Source organism: Rhizobium sp. RHZ01, from assembly GCF_014851595.1.
GTDB lineage: Bacteria > Pseudomonadota > Alphaproteobacteria > Rhizobiales > Rhizobiaceae > Rhizobium > Rhizobium altiplani.
Genome location: NZ_JACUZZ010000056.1, coordinates 1 through 14,950 on the forward strand (window position 1 = coordinate 1; position 14,950 = coordinate 14,950).

At 57.0% G+C, this 14,950-nt stretch carries 12 protein-coding genes and 4 pseudogenes; 10 read left to right on the forward strand and 6 right to left on the reverse strand.

The genetic code is table 11. The features are described 5' to 3' along the window. The coding region (locus IB248_RS30265) for a LysR family transcriptional regulator (RefSeq protein WP_192242189.1) at positions 1 to 418 on the reverse strand (418 nt) is incomplete at its 3' end. A gap of 82 nt (positions 419 to 500) precedes the next feature. Here IB248_RS30265 and IB248_RS30270 point away from each other — a divergent pair. Beyond that, entirely contained in the window at positions 501 to 845 is a 345-nt protein-coding gene (locus IB248_RS30270; protein ID WP_192242190.1) for a helix-turn-helix transcriptional regulator, read from the forward strand. Between the two features lie 510 nt (positions 846 to 1,355). On the opposite strand, the gene IB248_RS30275 is transcribed toward IB248_RS30270, so the two are convergent. From IB248_RS30275 to IB248_RS30290, 4 genes are all read right to left on the reverse strand, one after another. Next, entirely contained in the window at positions 1,356 to 2,411 is a 1,056-nt protein-coding gene (locus IB248_RS30275) for a dienelactone hydrolase (protein WP_192242191.1), read from the reverse strand. A 142-nt stretch (positions 2,412 to 2,553) separates the two neighbouring features. Continuing rightward, a complete protein-coding gene (locus IB248_RS30280; RefSeq protein ID WP_246779331.1) occupies positions 2,554 to 3,690 on the reverse strand; it encodes an AraC family transcriptional regulator in 1,137 nt (378 codons plus the stop codon). A 146-nt stretch (positions 3,691 to 3,836) separates the two neighbouring features. Continuing rightward, a complete protein-coding gene (locus IB248_RS30285; RefSeq protein ID WP_192242192.1) occupies positions 3,837 to 5,147 on the reverse strand; it encodes an MFS family transporter in 1,311 nt (436 codons plus the stop codon). A gap of 518 nt (positions 5,148 to 5,665) precedes the next feature. Further along, on the reverse strand, positions 5,666 to 7,486 hold the full coding sequence (locus IB248_RS30290; protein WP_192242193.1) for a chloride channel protein: 1,821 nt from the start codon (positions 7,484 to 7,486) through the stop codon (positions 5,666 to 5,668). Positions 7,487 to 7,572: 86 nt separating this feature from the next. On the opposite strand from IB248_RS30290, the gene IB248_RS30295 reads away from it, so the two are divergent. The 4 genes from IB248_RS30295 (at position 7,573) to IB248_RS30310 (ending at position 10,406) form a co-directional block, all read left to right on the forward strand. Further along, on the forward strand, positions 7,573 to 8,013 hold the full coding sequence (locus tag IB248_RS30295) for a MarR family transcriptional regulator (protein WP_192242194.1): 441 nt from the start codon (positions 7,573 to 7,575) through the stop codon (positions 8,011 to 8,013). Between the two features lie 51 nt (positions 8,014 to 8,064). Continuing rightward, positions 8,065 to 8,556 carry a MarR family winged helix-turn-helix transcriptional regulator gene (locus tag IB248_RS30300; protein WP_246779332.1) on the forward strand — a complete coding sequence of 164 codons (492 nt, stop codon included), beginning with the start codon at positions 8,065 to 8,067 and terminating at the stop codon, positions 8,554 to 8,556. Between the two features lie 996 nt (positions 8,557 to 9,552). Continuing rightward, positions 9,553 to 9,861, forward strand: a complete 309-nt coding sequence (locus IB248_RS30305; protein WP_192242196.1) for a DUF1778 domain-containing protein — start codon at positions 9,553 to 9,555, stop codon at positions 9,859 to 9,861. Then, positions 9,861 to 10,406, forward strand: coding sequence for a GNAT family N-acetyltransferase (locus IB248_RS30310; RefSeq protein WP_192242197.1), 546 nt, complete (start codon positions 9,861 to 9,863; stop codon positions 10,404 to 10,406). Before IB248_RS30305 ends, IB248_RS30310 begins: the two co-directional genes overlap by 1 nt. Positions 10,407 to 10,723: 317 nt before the next feature. Here the strand turns inward: IB248_RS30310 and IB248_RS30315 are convergent. Further along, positions 10,724 to 11,110, reverse strand: a pseudogene (locus tag IB248_RS30315) (NAD(P)(+) transhydrogenase (Re/Si-specific) subunit beta); the annotation flags it as partial. Between the two features lie 437 nt (positions 11,111 to 11,547). Here IB248_RS30315 and IB248_RS32085 point away from each other — a divergent pair. The 5 genes and pseudogenes from IB248_RS32085 to IB248_RS30340 form a co-directional block, all read left to right on the forward strand. Further along, positions 11,548 to 11,727, forward strand: a pseudogene (locus tag IB248_RS32085) (hypothetical protein); the annotation flags it as partial. Between the two features lie 87 nt (positions 11,728 to 11,814). Then, positions 11,815 to 12,312, forward strand: a pseudogene (locus tag IB248_RS30320) (hypothetical protein); the annotation flags it as partial. 807 nt (positions 12,313 to 13,119) lie between these two features. After that, complete coding sequence (locus IB248_RS30325) at positions 13,120 to 13,470, forward strand: hypothetical protein (protein WP_029867358.1); 351 nt, start codon at positions 13,120 to 13,122, stop codon at positions 13,468 to 13,470. A 359-nt stretch (positions 13,471 to 13,829) separates the two neighbouring features. Further along, a complete protein-coding gene (locus tag IB248_RS31420; protein ID WP_210333096.1) occupies positions 13,830 to 13,973 on the forward strand; it encodes a hypothetical protein in 144 nt (47 codons plus the stop codon). A gap of 203 nt (positions 13,974 to 14,176) precedes the next feature. Next, positions 14,177 to 14,818 (forward strand): annotated as a pseudogene (locus IB248_RS30340) (fatty acid desaturase); the annotation flags it as partial. Between the last annotated feature and the right edge of the window lie 132 nt (positions 14,819 to 14,950).

Consider the following 14,950-nt stretch of genomic DNA (forward strand, 5'->3'; position numbering starts at 1 on the left):
GGCCGGTCTCCAGGCCGCGGATGATCTCGCCGGTATTGCCCGACGCGATGTGGATGCGGACATCGGGATACTTGCGGGCGATCTTGGCAAGGAAGGTTGGCAGCATGCCCATGGTGGCCGGGTAGATGCTGCCGATCCTGATCTGGCGGATGCGGCTGCCGCCGGCTGCCCGGGTCAGTTCGGTGGTCAGGTCGATGTCGCTTAAGATCCGCACACAGCGATCGTAAAAAGTCTCCCCTGCCCTGGTCAGTTCCACCCTTCTCGTCGAGCGGATGAACAGCGGACAGCCAAGCTCCCTTTCCAGCGACATCACATGATTGCTGAGGGCCGGCTGGGCAATGTGCATCCTGGCTGCCGCCCGGCCGAAGTGCAGCTCCTCGGCCACCGCTTTGAAGTAGGTGAGTTGGCGCAGTTCCATGGAACTAAATCCACATATTGTTCTATTGTATATCTACGTATCGTACATGGACCCGTTGGGCTTGTCATGAACAAAATGTGGTATGGAACCATTTTCCGCGAATCTTAAAAGACGTGCCGAACAGCTCGGAATCTCAAATGCTGAAGTAGCAAGGCGAACTGGCCTGAGCGACCGACGGTACGGGAACTACGTGAGTGGGGCACGCGAGCCCGATCTTGCAACGCTTGTCCGGATCGCGACTATTCTGGGGACCTCCGTGGACGAACTCCTCGGGCTTCGCAACGAGGAGCGCGTTCGAAGTGCCGACGAGGTTTTTCAAGAACGAATTTCAGCAGCACTAAAAGCACTGCATCAAGAAGACCTTGCCAGATTAGTTGTCATGATCGAAGCGCTGGCGAAAGCAAACGGCACATTCGGCTCTCGGTAACGATTATCACCTTGATGGGAGTCGGTCTCACAAAGCAGGCGACTATATGCAGGGAATTCGGGTACGTTGTATTCTCCACAATCGACCTCCGGGATAATCCAACAGCGCGACCTTTCGAAGTTCGGGTGCCCGTCCGAACCGACGTTCCGAGAAGCATGATGCCGCGCTCGGCTAGCTACATGCACAATTCGTCAATCGTCAAATCACCCTTCTCAGCCACACGTTCCCGAAACTACGAACCTGGTCGCCCAACGTGCCGCCGCCAATATGACCTGTCGTCTCGGCGACAGAGAGCTCGTCTCTCGCTTCAGAACAGCAAGCTTATTCACAAATCGAGCCGACACCCGCAAATGAGGGGACGCCCGCGATGAGTGTTGCCCTCTTCAACGAATGCAATAACACGGGAACGCAACTTGATCGGATGGGAATTGCCCATGATCGGTCTCCTTCCAGCCACGAAGCACAAATCGGCCGATTCGAGAACCTGGATCAAGCAACGGACGACGCGTTTTAGCGCTCCGTTTTGAACCTTTGATCGAAAGCCTCAATAACCATATTTACCAGTTCCTGATGGATTTTGCGGCGTGAGTGCCCATCGCCGTCCGAGCAAATGGGCTCGTCGATGTCTGCGGATTTGGCCATCTCGGCCGCGTCCGGCTTACACACTCCGAACATGCTATAGTGGCTTGCATTCCTAAACGCGGAATACATGCCCCTCGGAATGACCCTTGCAATTCCCGAGGCGAGCACGGTCCGGGGGATCGTTCCGGGTTGGCCAAGGTTTACGATCTCGACGGGGATCGAAACCTTCGAAAAAGATTCGATCTGAAAGACATCTACCGGAGCAGGGTCGATTGCCATTGCAAACGCAATGCGCCTGTCCCGATTGTCGCGATCAGCAAGTTTCATGTCCATCGCGTGAAGGTCGACGCCACTTTGTTTTACCCATCCGCAAAGCGAAGGATTGAGAGCATCGTTGTCACAGTAACTCCCCAGACGGATTGGATCGATACGACCACCAGCCAAAGCCAAGGCTGTACTCCCGCCCATCGAAAGCCCAAGCACACCCGTCTTTTCGGGCTCAAGCTGATCTTCGAAAGCCGTTTGCTTTTCCAAAGCGTCGAGCGTTGCGCTGATATCCGCAGGCCTTAGCCAAATCTTCATCGTTTCGGCTGCTGACCTGTTGGCTCCTCCGTTCCCGAAATGAAGAGGAGCTGCCACGATGAACCCATGCTTGGCTAAGGGCGCTGCAATCCAGCCCATCGCTTGGGGAGTTCCCCCCAAACCTGCGCCATGAGATAGCAAAATCAAAGGGTGTCTTCCGTGCGCGATAGGGGCGTCGAGCATCGCGTCCGTTCCGTAAAAGAACTGACTTTCGCCGAGCGTGACAGGCTTGCCACCAGCGTCGGCGGGATACCAAACGGTCACGGGAAATTCAGTGCCTCGCTCCTTGGAGTGCGCTGTGATCTGCCGGACGCCGACGAGTGCACTGTCTGCGGCTGAGCGCTGCGCTAGCGCCATTGAAAGGACGCTGGCGCAGAACATTGCAACGATTTTGATCAGCATTTTCCTCGAAGCTCCTCATAGCCGTGGGTTATGTCGGAACTTGTCGTGGATTGAAGAGCGACGCGCCCAAGATCACGATTTCGAACGTCCAAGATCGCGATTTAGGACGTATCGCGCATCGGCGTTTGAACTCACGCGGGGGCTATCGAATGGAAGCTTCTTTGGGCAGACCGGGCGCGGCAGAACTCTCACCTCCAGAGCTCCGATAGCCGCTCGGGGTCATGCCCGTGACCCTAAGAAATTCTCGATTGAAGTTTGATTTTGTGCCAAACCCGGACTCCAGCATGATTGTCGTTATCTGATCGCGTGTCGTCACCAGCCGCTGTTTGGCATCGTTCACTCGATGTTCGTTCACCACCTGCGAGACGTTGCGACCGTGGGTTCTGTTCAAAGCGCCGGAAATCTGACGTCCTGGAATACCTGAACGCCGTGCAAGCCGCTCTAACGTCAGGTCTGGGTCACGATAAAGATGCTGCTCCCGCATCAATGTATCGATGTGGTCCGCGATCGCTTTATCCTCCGTAGCATCCGACGGCACCTGGGGTGTCGATGAGGAACGGTCGAAATCGTCCGAAAGGACATCCCCCTCATCGGCGGGACGGGCATTATCCGCAACAGTGGCTGCGTAACCGGCAATGGCCAGCCATAGAACGCTCGCAATCGTAAGAGCCATTCGGCCCTGCTCGCCCTTTCCAAGGAAAAAATCAACCGCCACTATGGCATCGATGAAGGACGTCACGACCAGCATAACCGCCACTGCGACAAGCGCCTTGTGAGCAGTCCACTCATCAGCGATGCGTACAGAGGAAAGCGCGTCCGGCCCCCCTTTGGCAGTCTTGAGAAGTGCAAGGCCGTAGCCGAGGTAGGTGGCAAAAAGGACGATATCGATTGGAGCACGCCATAGGGTGACCAGAATGGCAACGAGGATCGCAGGCAGCAGGTGCGGAAGGATATCATGGGACGTTGCGAGCCTATCGCGTCGCAGCTGATTGAACGCGGCAAAGCATAGAGCCGGAAGGATCGCCGCCACGACTGGCTGAATGAGACGCGCGGGATACCAACCCAGGTTCCAATTCAAACCCGACAGGATCGCCTGAGCGGCAAACGTTGCAATGAGCAGAGAAAACAGATCGAGTTTATATTCCGCCTGCCGCATCGTTCGAAAGAGGATGAGGCAAAGAAGAAGGGATATGACAAATGGCAAAGGGATCGAAGGCATCGCTGAAAGTGACACTTTTTCCTGTACCAGCGACGATACAGGATAGATTGTTTTCTTCAATGACCGCAAAGGCGCATTGTTGCCATCTCTGTCACGGCGGAATTACTCGAAAAAGCAAGACGCGCGTGTGCGAGGCAAACGGCACCTACGATCGACTTCACTTTTCTCGACGACGAGAAGGTATAGGCGATGTCGCGCGGTCAAGATCAATCTATCATCCCTTCACCCTGCAGGTAGCCTTTTTTCCGGGGATCGGGCATGATGATGGCGGCGACGAGCGCAATGACCATCATTGCGGTCACGTACCAGAAGAACCAACTCTCGTGACCGATTGACTTGAACCAAAGCGCGAAATACTCCGCCGTTCCGCCGAAGAGCGCATTGCCGATCGCATAGGCGAAGCCGACACCGAGTGCTCTCACCTGTGCCGGGAACATTTCCGATTTCACGATACCGCTGATGGACGTGTAGAGACTGACGACTGCAAGGGCGCCCGTGACGAGGAAAAAGGCGCTGTATGCGCTTGTGGTGCGTCCTATGACGGTGAGAAATGGAACGGTCGTCAGAATGGAAAGACCGGCCCATAAAAGCATGGAATTGCGCCTGCCGATCCTGTCAGACATGGCGCCAAAGAGCGGCTGCATCAGCATGTAGACGAAAAGGACCGTCGTCATCGTCAGGCTTGCGACCTCCTTGTCGAAGCCGGCGGTATTGACGAGGTATTTTTGCATGTACGTGGTGAACGTGTAGAAAATCAGCGATCCTCCGGCAGTGTAGCCGACGACGATGAGAAACGCGCGCAAATGGTTGCGCAGGAGGCCACTCAGCGTCCCCGCCTCCTGCATCGTGCGGGTCTCTTCAGTCGACGTCTCCTGGAGCGAGCTTCGCAGATAGAGCGCGATCACGGCTGCCACACCGCCGATGGCAAAGGGAATGCGCCAACCCCACGCACGCAGCTGCGCCTCGTCAAGGAACTGCTGTAGGATGACAAGGACGAGCACGGCGAGCAGCTGGCCGCCGATCAGGGTGACATATTGAAATGAGCCGAAGAAGCCGCGGCGACCGGCAAGCGCTACCTCACTCATATAGGTCGCGGTCGTGCCATACTCGCCGCCCACAGAAAGCCCCTGGATGAGGCGCATGAGAAGGAGCAGAAGCGGCGCGAAGACGCCGATCGAGCTGTAGGTTGGCAAAATGGCGATAACAAAGGATCCGCCGCACATCATCGTAACCGAAATCAGCATCGCACGCTTGCGGCCCACCCGGTCGGCAATGCGTCCAAACAACCACCCCCCGATCGGTCGCATGAGAAAGCCCGCAGCAAAGATAGCAGCAGCATTCAGTAATTGACTGGTCGCGTCGCCTTCCGGGAAAAACTCCGACGCGAAATAGAGTGCTAGGAACGAGTAGACATAGAAATCATACCATTCAACAAGGTTGCCCGAAGCACTCGCCATGATTGCAAAAACGCGTCGCCTCGTATCTGTTGCGTCAGGCGAAAGGGGAACTGAAGTCATGGGCTCTCCGAGATCGAAATATGTTGCCGAAGCGGGTTTATCAATCACTAGTTGAGTAATTAATATCAGTTGCAGAATGCCACACGTCAGGGGAGAGTGAAACCATTATTTTGCCCGGTACTGGTGCTGATCACAGACTACTACTCCAAGTAATCGATCTGATCGTCCTCCGGTCGCGTCTCGCGCCAACGGCAACGCGGGCTTCGGTCCGGCATCGCCTTTCTCAAGGATGACATTCCGCCACCCGGCACGAGCGCGTTTACCAACGGAAAGACAATTGACGCCGCGGCTGACTGACGGGGAAGTTTGCCACAGGTCCGAAATTCTCAGACGTAGCGCGTTCGGCGACATCATCAACGCACACCGTGAATGCGCTAGAGTGTCACCAGGCCGGGAGATTCCTAGACGACCGATATCAATGTCACCGCCACGTTCCGAAGAACCAGGCGATGGCCGCGACAACCGAAGAACCTTGTTAAATGGTGGATGGAAATCGCCCCTTTTAACGTCAGAGCTGATCATCTCGTAGGCACCTCGCGTCCCGAACCGACGGCGCGTCCGAAATACGGCCGCCGCTCCGTTTCGCTTGCTCTTAGGGAATGACGGAGCCTCAACAGGTCCTTGCGGGCTACGAGGCCGACGAGCTGGCCGTTATCGGGATCGACGATTGGAATGCGGCCGGCATCGGTTGCCAGCATCAGATCGGCAACGTAACCGACCGTGTCATCGGGGTGAGCAAGCGGCACGGAGCTATCGGACACCAGATCGGCGAGCGGCTGACTGCGCTCCACACGTTCCTGCTGCCAGCGCAGAGCGTCACCGCGCGACATCAGACCCTTGAGGATGCCTAGGTCATCGACTACCGGATAGACCCGGTGCGTCTTCGATCGCGTGGCAAAGAAATCGATCGCCTCCCCGGCGGTCATATCGGCCCTGAGGCTATCGACCTTGGAGATCATGATGTCACGAGCGCGGGCAAATTCGAAGGGATCGATGCCATATTCGCGCGTGATGTGCTGGCCACGGCGCGCGATCTTTTCGGTCAGGATCGAGCGGCGCAGCAGGAGAACGGTGACCGCGTAGGCCGCCACCGTTGCCGCCAGCAGAGGCAGCAGCACCTGGATATCGCCGGTCAGTTCGACGGCGAAGAAAGTGCCGGTCAGCGGCGCCCGCATCGTGCCGCCCATCATCGCCGCCATGCCGAGCAGCGCCCAGAAGCCCGGATCGCCCGGCAGGACAAGTCCGACAAGCCAGCCGAGCGCACCGCCGAAAATCAGGAGCGGCGCCAGCACGCCGCCTGAGGTGCCCGATGACAGCGCCACGAGCCAGATCGCCGCCTTGACCAGCAGGATTGTCAGCACCGCTTGCGGCAGCAGGCTGCTGTTCAGGAGACCATCGATGATATCGTAGCCGACGCCGAGAACTCGCGGTTCTATGAGCCCGCCAAGCCCGATGATCAGCCCGCCCAGCGCCGGGCACCACATCCAATGGATGGGCAGCGCTTCGAACAGGTCTTCAATCTTGTAGAGAAGCGTTGTCAGGATGCCCGACTGCAGGCCGGAGAGGATGCCCATTCCGGCGCAGAGCAGGATACCCCACCAGGGCAGATCCATGTGGAATTGTCTTGGAAAGAGAGGACCGGCTTCGAATAGGAAAGGGCGCCAGCAGATCGACACGCAGGCGGCGACGGCGACAGGAATGAAGCTGCGCGGCTTCCATTCGAACAGCAGCAGTTCAACGGCCAGCATGATCGCGGCGATCGGCGAACCAAAGATCGCAGTCATTCCTGCCGCGGCACCGGCGACCAGCAGCGTCTTGCGCTCGGCCGAACTCAGGTGAAAGCATTGGGCAAAGAGCGAACCAATCGCGCCGCCAGTCATGATGATCGGGCCTTCAGCGCCGAAAGGGCCGCCCGTTCCGATCGAGATTGCCGAGGAAATCGGCTTCAAGATCGCCACCTTTGGCGACATCCGGCTGCCGCCGATCAGGATCGCCTCGATTGCTTCAGGAATGCCGTGGCCGCGGATCTTCTCCGAGCCGAAACGAGCCATCAAGCCAATGACAAGACCGCCGAGAACCGGGATTACCACCATCCAGACCGATCGCGGGGCCGCTGCCAACGAGACGGCATGGGTACTAAGGCGGCCGAACCAGACGAGGTTGGTCACCAGCGAAATGAGGCTGACCAGGACCCAGGCGGCAAAAGCGCCGCCGGTGCCGACGATCAGCGCCATGCCGATCAGAGCGATAACGCGCTTGTCGGTGGTGAAATCTCCGGCTTCGCGCCGCGAAAGGCCGCCCATGAAATCATGCGGCCGGTGGGTATTTTGTGGGGACATGGGGGTTCCTGTTGACAGGCTGGCAATGAAGCGCCAGATATATCGTATTACGATCTAATGCAAGTCATGCTTTGAGGAGCAGGCCGATGCCCAAGGAAGCCCTGTCAGAGAACGAATATGAGGCACTTGCCAATCTGAGATACCGGATCCGCAAATTCCGCCAGTTCAGCGCCGGGGCGGCCAGCCGTCTCGGCCTTTCACCACCGGAGCATCAGGCGCTTCTCGCCATCAAGGGGTTGGGGATCCGTGGCGAAATGAGCGTTTCCAGCCTCGCGGAAAAGCTGTTTCTGGCGCGTGCCGCGGCCACGGAACTGACGGAAGGATTGAAAGCCCGCGGCTTTCTGACCGTCGTCATCAAGCCGAAGCGCCGCATCGTTGTTCGATTGACAGATCAGGCGGAAGAGCTATTGCGTCGACTGACGCCTGCCCATCTTTATGAGATCCGGGAAATGGCGCCGGAGTTGATGCAGGCGCTGCGCGCGCTGCAGGATCACCGGCGGATGGAGATGGCGGCATGGATGCAGTGATCTTGCCGGTAGCAAGCCAATGACGGCAGGGGATTGATGGCCAGGAAGCAGATGGACGATCTGACGGATGCCGATTACGAGGCGCTGTCCAACCTGCGCCATGCACTGCGCCAGTTCATGGATTTCAGCGCCTCGGCTGCCCACGAAGAAGGATTGCCGGCGCAGCAGCATCAGGCCCTGCTCGCCATCAAGGGCCACCACGGCGAGGAATCGATGTCGGTCGGCCTGCTTGCCGAGCGGCTGCTGATCGCGCCGCATTCGGCAACCGAACTCGTCGGCCGGCTGGTGGCGGCGGGATATGTGTCGCGCACCGTCGATCCCAACGACAAGCGCCGCCACACGCTTGCGCTGACCGAGAAGGCCGAAGCGGTCCTCAAACGGCTGACGGCTATTCATCTGAGCGAGATTCGCGAGATGGCGCCACGGCTGATCGCCATCCTGCACGGCTTCCAGGATGGAGTTGAACCAAATGGTCGCGCGAACATAGGTAGTCAGAAAAGCAATCCGTTTGAAACATGGATGTCAAACGTAAAGAGTCGATAGCCGTATTTCTTACTAGGGGATGGGCGGCACATACATACCTCGATGTCTGTGTCCGAGGTATTTGCGTGGAGGCCGCTGTCGACCTGGTTCTAGCATGGCGTGACGGCCGAAGGCGCTCCGGCGGCCTGCATCGAAGCATGGCAAGCGCAAAAGGTATTGAACGAGACATCGCTTTAGAGGGACGTATTCACTGAGCCCGGATACCTTGTCTTCAGCGCGTTTCTCACCTCGATCGTTCACGATCCGCGTTTCGACGACCGCGCGTCATTCACACACCGAACGGGAACGTTTCCGCCCCGCGTCGGGCGCGCGCGGCCGGCGGCGCCTCGACTTCGCGGATCTGCACCGCCTGCCGGAAGACACGCCGCATATCGAGACCAGTCTACAGGCGGACGAAATCATCACCGCAATCAATGTTCCCTTGAAGCCGCGGTTCGCGCGCTCGAAATATCTGAAGATCAGAGATCGCGAATCCTACGGCTTTGCCAGATGTGGTCGTATCGGGAGTATTGCCAATCCTGGCTGGAATACCAACGCTAGGAGCCGCAAGCCAAAAGTCGACAAACGCAAAAATAGCCGCCCCCGCAAACTGCTTGAAGGCCCCGCTTGGCCTGCACCAGGAAATCTCCGCCTTTGGCGGCGTCAGCTCAAGATCTCCCTCGATGAAACGAAGGACCAGCCAAGCTCCGCCGGCACCTGGCGGAGCTTACAATTTGGGAGCAATGTTCGGGAGCGAGCATGCTGGAAGCGCGTGGCAGTCGCACGATCGGTTCGATAGCAACCGGTATTCTGGTGCTGGCTTTGCTTATGTCACTCAATCGATCATCGCGCCCCTCATCATTTTGTTGTACGTCATAGCCTTGGTCTGGCCGTGTCAAGCCGCCTTGCAGTGTTGGCTTCCAATGTACGTCGCACGGACGGACGCATGCAATAAGACTTGACGTGTACGTCGATGAGACGTACAACGCCATCTAACTTCTAAGGCAGGAGGCGACTATGGTTGCTTTCAAAGACATCACTGTCGATATCGACGAGCCGAGCAACGCGCGGATGAATTTCCGTACGAAGCCTCGTATCAAGGATGCCATTCACCGCGCGGCTGCGCTTTCTGGCATGGACGATTCCGCCTTTACGATCAATGCAGCCTACAGGTCTGCAATCGAAACGATCGCGGCCCACGAAGCGACCGGTCTTAAGGCTGTCGATCACACGGCATTTTTCGAGGCTCTCGATAATCCGCCCGCGCCGACGAACAGCCTGAAGGACGCTTTCAAGCGTCATCGCGAGACCGTCGTTTCCAAGTAATGGCAGAAGACGAAAAGCCGAAACTCCTCATCGAGCCGCTCGATCCTTCCAAACACGATCGGGCGGCTTTTTCGTGTGGCGTTAGGCAAGTCGATAACTTTATCAAGAAGACGGCCGACAAGCTCACGAAGGCAGATAATCTTCGTGTTTGGGTGCTGACGGCAGAGGACGAGAAGTCGATCATCGGCTTCTACGCGATCAACGCTCATTCGATCTATTACGACGAACTACCGGAAAAGTTCGCCCGCAATCGTCCAGGGCACGGCGCGATTCCTGCCGCGTACATCTCCATGGTCGGTCGCGACGAACGATTCAGAGGCGGTGGATACGGCGGCATTCTTCTTGCCGATTGCCTCCAACGGATTGTCCGGATTGCGGAGCAGATCGGCACGGCCGTCATCGTCCTGGATGTACTCGATTGCGGAGACCCCGGAAAAACGCAGCGGCGCAAGGACCTCTACATCGGATACGGGTTTCAGCCTTTTCCCTCTATGCCGATGCGGATGTTCCTGCCTATTGCAACGGTCAAGGATCTCGTCGGTTGAGCCCGCTTACCATCCGAGCTTGAATCTCAGCTGCGGTATAGGACAGCTTGAGAGAATTGCCTGGTTGTCAGAGATTGGCAATCACCCACCGTATTCCAGTTCCCGCCTAAGTTTGTCTGGTGGGACGAAGGTCTTGAACGGAATCGAACCGAAGGGCCTCGAATTGAGATGGCTAAGCCTTTGATTCACATGCCACTACGCGACATATTGCCCATGGTCCCTTTTGCAGCTCAGCTGGGGTCCGACCCAATCGATGGCCAGACCCTCATTGTCGTTGCTCCCTCAGAGAGAAGAGAAGTCACGAGGAATTCACGCGCTCACGCGATTTTCGGAATCAACTTCTTGGCGTCCCCGTAGAACATGCGCGTGTTTTCCTTGAAGAAAAGAGGCTTCTCGATCCCGGAGTAGCCGGTGCCCTGCCCGCGCTTTGAGACAAACACCTGCTTCGCCTTCCGCACTTCCAACACCGGCATGCCAGCTATTGGAGAGTTTGGGTCCTCCTGCGCTGCAGGGTTCACAATGTCGTTGGATCCAATAACAATGACGACATCGGTCTCGTGGAAGTCCTCATTGATTTCATCCATCTCCAGGACGATGTCATATGGCACCTTGGCCTCGGCCAGCAACACGTTCATGTGACCGGGCAGCCGGCCCGCGACTGGGTGAATGGCAAAGCGGACATTCTTCCCAGCCGCCCGAAGCTTGCCGGGCTATCGGGCAATAGCGGATTCCCTGCGTAGTTAGTGAAGATCGGTGGGCGTCTCTTCGCTTTCGTTTGCCCTGCGATCCGCAAGCAGCCGATCTAAAGCCCAATGCTCTGGCCCAAACGGGCGCTGGTTCAAAAATGAAGTGACAAGGGTTGTCGTTTCGTGACCGCCAGACGAGGGGTTCCCACGATGAACGACGACCTCTGTACTAGTCACGTCATCGATACCCAAAAACCACCGATCGCCATTCGCGCTCGAGGCAAATTCTCTTAGATTTTCCAAGTTGAAACTCCTTCCTTGAAGAAGAAACTAGGACTCTACAGCGGGATTGCGACAAAATACTTGGGAGCGTCTATTTTCAGGCCGAGAAGTAACCTTCGGTCTCCCTGGACGGGTTGCTGGAGCCAACCTGTAGGGATATCTCGATCGACGGCGCCGTTCTGACCCTGATCTCCCTCTTTACGCACAATCATCTGTTTTGGATCGCGAACTCGCTGTTAGCTTTTATAGAGTTTCCGGATTTTTCCACGCCGCTTTATTCCATTGCCCAGTCCCTCGCGAAGCTCTCAGGCAGAGACGTAAAATCGACCGAAGACCCCGCCCTGATACCAGAGGAGTCAGCCGTCCAAGAGCAGAGGCCCTCCAATTCGGATACGTCCGGAGAGGGTATCTGGTCCAGGTTCGAGCTCATCCTCTGCTCCATGATCACGTCTCCGCGACTATCTCTTTCGACGCTATGGTCAGGGAAAGCGGATCGGGCAAGAGATCACGCTCTACACCGTCTGGTACGAGCTGCGATGGGGCATCACCGCGTGCCTTCTTCCTACCATCCCCCTCAATACGATGATCTTCTGTTTCCACCCTTCAACGAAGAGCGTGACGGCGGTGCGCAAAAGGCAAGCGCGGAAGCTGCTCTTGCCCAGGCACAGGTGGAGCTGGACAAGACGCCGGTACGGGCCGGCGTCGCGGGCACGGTCCAGCACTTCACGCTCCGGCCGGGCGACGTCGTCAATACGATGATTCGCCCCCCGGGCATTCTCGGGCCGACGGGTGCCGGCAAGGGCACCCTGATTGCAGGCTTCGACCAGATCGAGGCGCAGGTGATGAAGCCGGGCATGATTGCCGAAGCCACGTGCATCGGGAAGCCCTTCACCATCCTTCCGCTGGTCGTGACCCAGGTTCAGGACGTAATCGCCGCCAAAAGGTCGCATCTCAATCTTGACTGGTAACGCCCAAGACTGAGTTTGAATTCGCCGGTAAGAGGTGCAGTCGCGCGGGCGAGGCCAGATAGAGGACATAGCGCTCGGCTGCGTCCGCCAGTGCCAAGGCAGCCTCCGACTCCCGCCAGCCGGCATTTATCGCTGAGATCACAGTGTTCCGGGCGATCTTGTCAAATACACGAGAACACTGTGACTCGCGGCGCAAATCATTAACATGGAAAGTAGGTGCCGGGAGGTCGGAAGACATGATGTCCTCCTTTCGGTCGGGGCAAGGGGTTGAGGACCCAAAACGGCAGCGCCCTGATAATTGCTGCCGAAGTTGAGACGATGCGCCTTCGAAAGATACGAAGCAAGCTTATTAACGCACGTCGTCTCACATACCTATGAACGCTCGGCTCACCGAAGACAGTCGTAGCTTTACCAAGCTGCTATTGGGAAGGCATGCCCTCGAAACGGTTTCGTCGCGTACTCTATTGAAGCAGACATTCAAGGGCTGCGGCTGCGCGCGTAGGCGCCTGTTTCACGAGCCATCAGCCTCGCCATGTGGGCTCGAAGCTCTATCTCGTCCAGAATGCGACCGGCGCTCAAAGAGCTGCCAGGATGAAGAGGACTGAAACAAAGAAAATGAAATGTAAAAATAGAATTTATTGCAAGTCATCAAAAATAGTATTTCAAGCGTTCCAAATAAAATTGAGGAAAAAAATAATATATTAATCAAGAATTGCGTTTTGTGTTATTGTAGTTCTGCGCAATATTGCGCGTTTTTCATTAAGATTGGATATGGACATGCTAGACATGACCTGGCTTCGCCCCGGCCTATGGGGAGCGGCATGCGGCGCGGCCGCACTTGCCATCGTCGGCTTCACATGGGGAGGTTGGGTGACCAATGGCAGTGCTCAAAAAGCCGCCGGGATCGAGCGAACCTCGGCCATCGCGGCTGCGCTGACGCCCTATTGTCTCGAGAGGGCCAAATCGGATCCAGCTTCGGCAGAGATCTTGGCCGCACTCAAAGCAGCCGGTACCTACGGGCGTAGCGATGTTATCAAGAAGGCCGGCTGGGCAACGCCACTTGGCAGCACTGAGCCAAATGCAGACCTTGCACAGGCCTGCCAGATTGCGCTTGGAAGCGCGGGCTAATTTCAAAGCCTGGGGGATCGTGGAGCCTGAATGGAAGGAGCCCTGCCATGAGGGCAAAGCCATCCGGTAGCGATCAGTCAAACAGAGATCGACGGATAACGAGTGATCCGTTTCGAGAAAAAGCTCGATCTGCAGTCATCGCTGAAGGAAGCGGAAACCAGTCGCGCCGAACCGGTCCACGAATCTGCGAAAGAAGAGAATAAAAAGACAGGCAGAGGCAAAGTGCCGTCACGAACCTCAAACGGCTGATGATGACCGCCTCTTTAGAGTCGCATGCTGGAAACCTAGGCCTGCCCGTCGCTTTGTCCCCGCATCGTGGGCCCGACACTTTAATTTCAATGAACAAAGGATCGCCCTGGATGGCCAAAGGACAAGTGCGAAGCAACCGTGAGGCGCGGAAACCGAAACAGCAAAAGGCGCCGGCGAAGGTGCGGGCAAGCTTTGCCAACCAGATCAAGGATGCCTCGAAAAACAGCCTGCAGGGCGGCAAACACAAGAATTGAAGCACAAACAATAGCGCCAAAGCGCCGGCTTTGCTCGCCGAGTTAGCGCCGTGAACAGACATATTCCGAAAACCAGGAGATTCGGCAATGACAAACATTCTTCATGAGATCTATCGCTTCGACTATAGGCTGTTCCTCATCAGGTCCGCCGTGGTGATAGCCCTCGCCTTCTCGGCATTCGTTACCATGCGTGGAATTATTCTTTGATCGATACCATCGACCGCGACCCGAACCATACCCTTTCCGATGAAAGGGCATGGCTCAATATCCTCGCCAGATACCGTCAGCCGTATCTCAAACGCAGCGTTATCGAACTTACGGTGACCGCCATCCCGTTCGCGCTTTTCTGGGTCGGCGCATGGGCATCGGTTCACTACAGCTGCTGGCCCGGCCTGATCCTGATCGTTCCCGCAGCAGCCTTCCTATTGCGTCTGTTCATGATCCAGCACGACTGCGGCCATGGTTCCTTCTTCGCGCGTCGACGCGCTGACGACTGGACGGGCCGTGTGATCGGTGTCCTGACGCTTACGCCCTATGACTATTGGCGTCGGGCGCATGCGGAGCATCACGCCTCGGCAGGCAATCTCGAGGAGCGCGGCATCGGCGACATAACCACATTGACGGTATCGGAATACAAGGCCCTGTCGTGGTCCGGACGGCTTAACTACCGGCTCTACAGGCATCCGGCAATCATGTTCGGCATTGGCCCCGCATGGCTGTTCCTGTTCAAGCAGCGGCTGCCCTTCGGCATGATGCAAGCCGGTTCATTGCCCTGGATATCCACCATGGGGACAAATCTGGCGATCGCTGTCATCTCCGGGGTACTGATATGGGCAATCGGAATCCTGACTATAGCGCGGCGATCAGGATGAGACGCGCGCGACAATCTGGATGAGACTCTTATGTCGCGGTCGGGGTGAAGGTATCACGCTGATTGTCGCTGACAAGAGTCTGATCGTTTTCTAATTGCCGCTCCG

Coding starts and splice junctions, on each gene's coding strand:
- IB248_RS30270 (WP_192242190.1), top strand. CDS start 501: ATGGAACCATTTTCCGCGAATCTTAAAAGACGTGCCGAACAGCTCGGA.
- IB248_RS30275 (WP_192242191.1), bottom strand. CDS start 2,411: ATGCTGATCAAAATCGTTGCAATGTTCTGCGCCAGCGTCCTTTCAATG.
- IB248_RS30285 (WP_192242192.1), bottom strand. CDS start 5,147: ATGACTTCAGTTCCCCTTTCGCCTGACGCAACAGATACGAGGCGACGC.
- IB248_RS30290 (WP_192242193.1), bottom strand. CDS start 7,486: ATGTCCCCACAAAATACCCACCGGCCGCATGATTTCATGGGCGGCCTT.
- IB248_RS30295 (WP_192242194.1), top strand. CDS start 7,573: ATGCCCAAGGAAGCCCTGTCAGAGAACGAATATGAGGCACTTGCCAAT.
- IB248_RS30300 (WP_246779332.1), top strand. CDS start 8,065: ATGGACGATCTGACGGATGCCGATTACGAGGCGCTGTCCAACCTGCGC.
- IB248_RS30305 (WP_192242196.1), top strand. CDS start 9,553: ATGGTTGCTTTCAAAGACATCACTGTCGATATCGACGAGCCGAGCAAC.
- IB248_RS30310 (WP_192242197.1), top strand. CDS start 9,861: ATGGCAGAAGACGAAAAGCCGAAACTCCTCATCGAGCCGCTCGATCCT.
- IB248_RS30325 (WP_029867358.1), top strand. CDS start 13,120: ATGCTAGACATGACCTGGCTTCGCCCCGGCCTATGGGGAGCGGCATGC.
- IB248_RS31420 (WP_210333096.1), top strand. CDS start 13,830: ATGGCCAAAGGACAAGTGCGAAGCAACCGTGAGGCGCGGAAACCGAAA.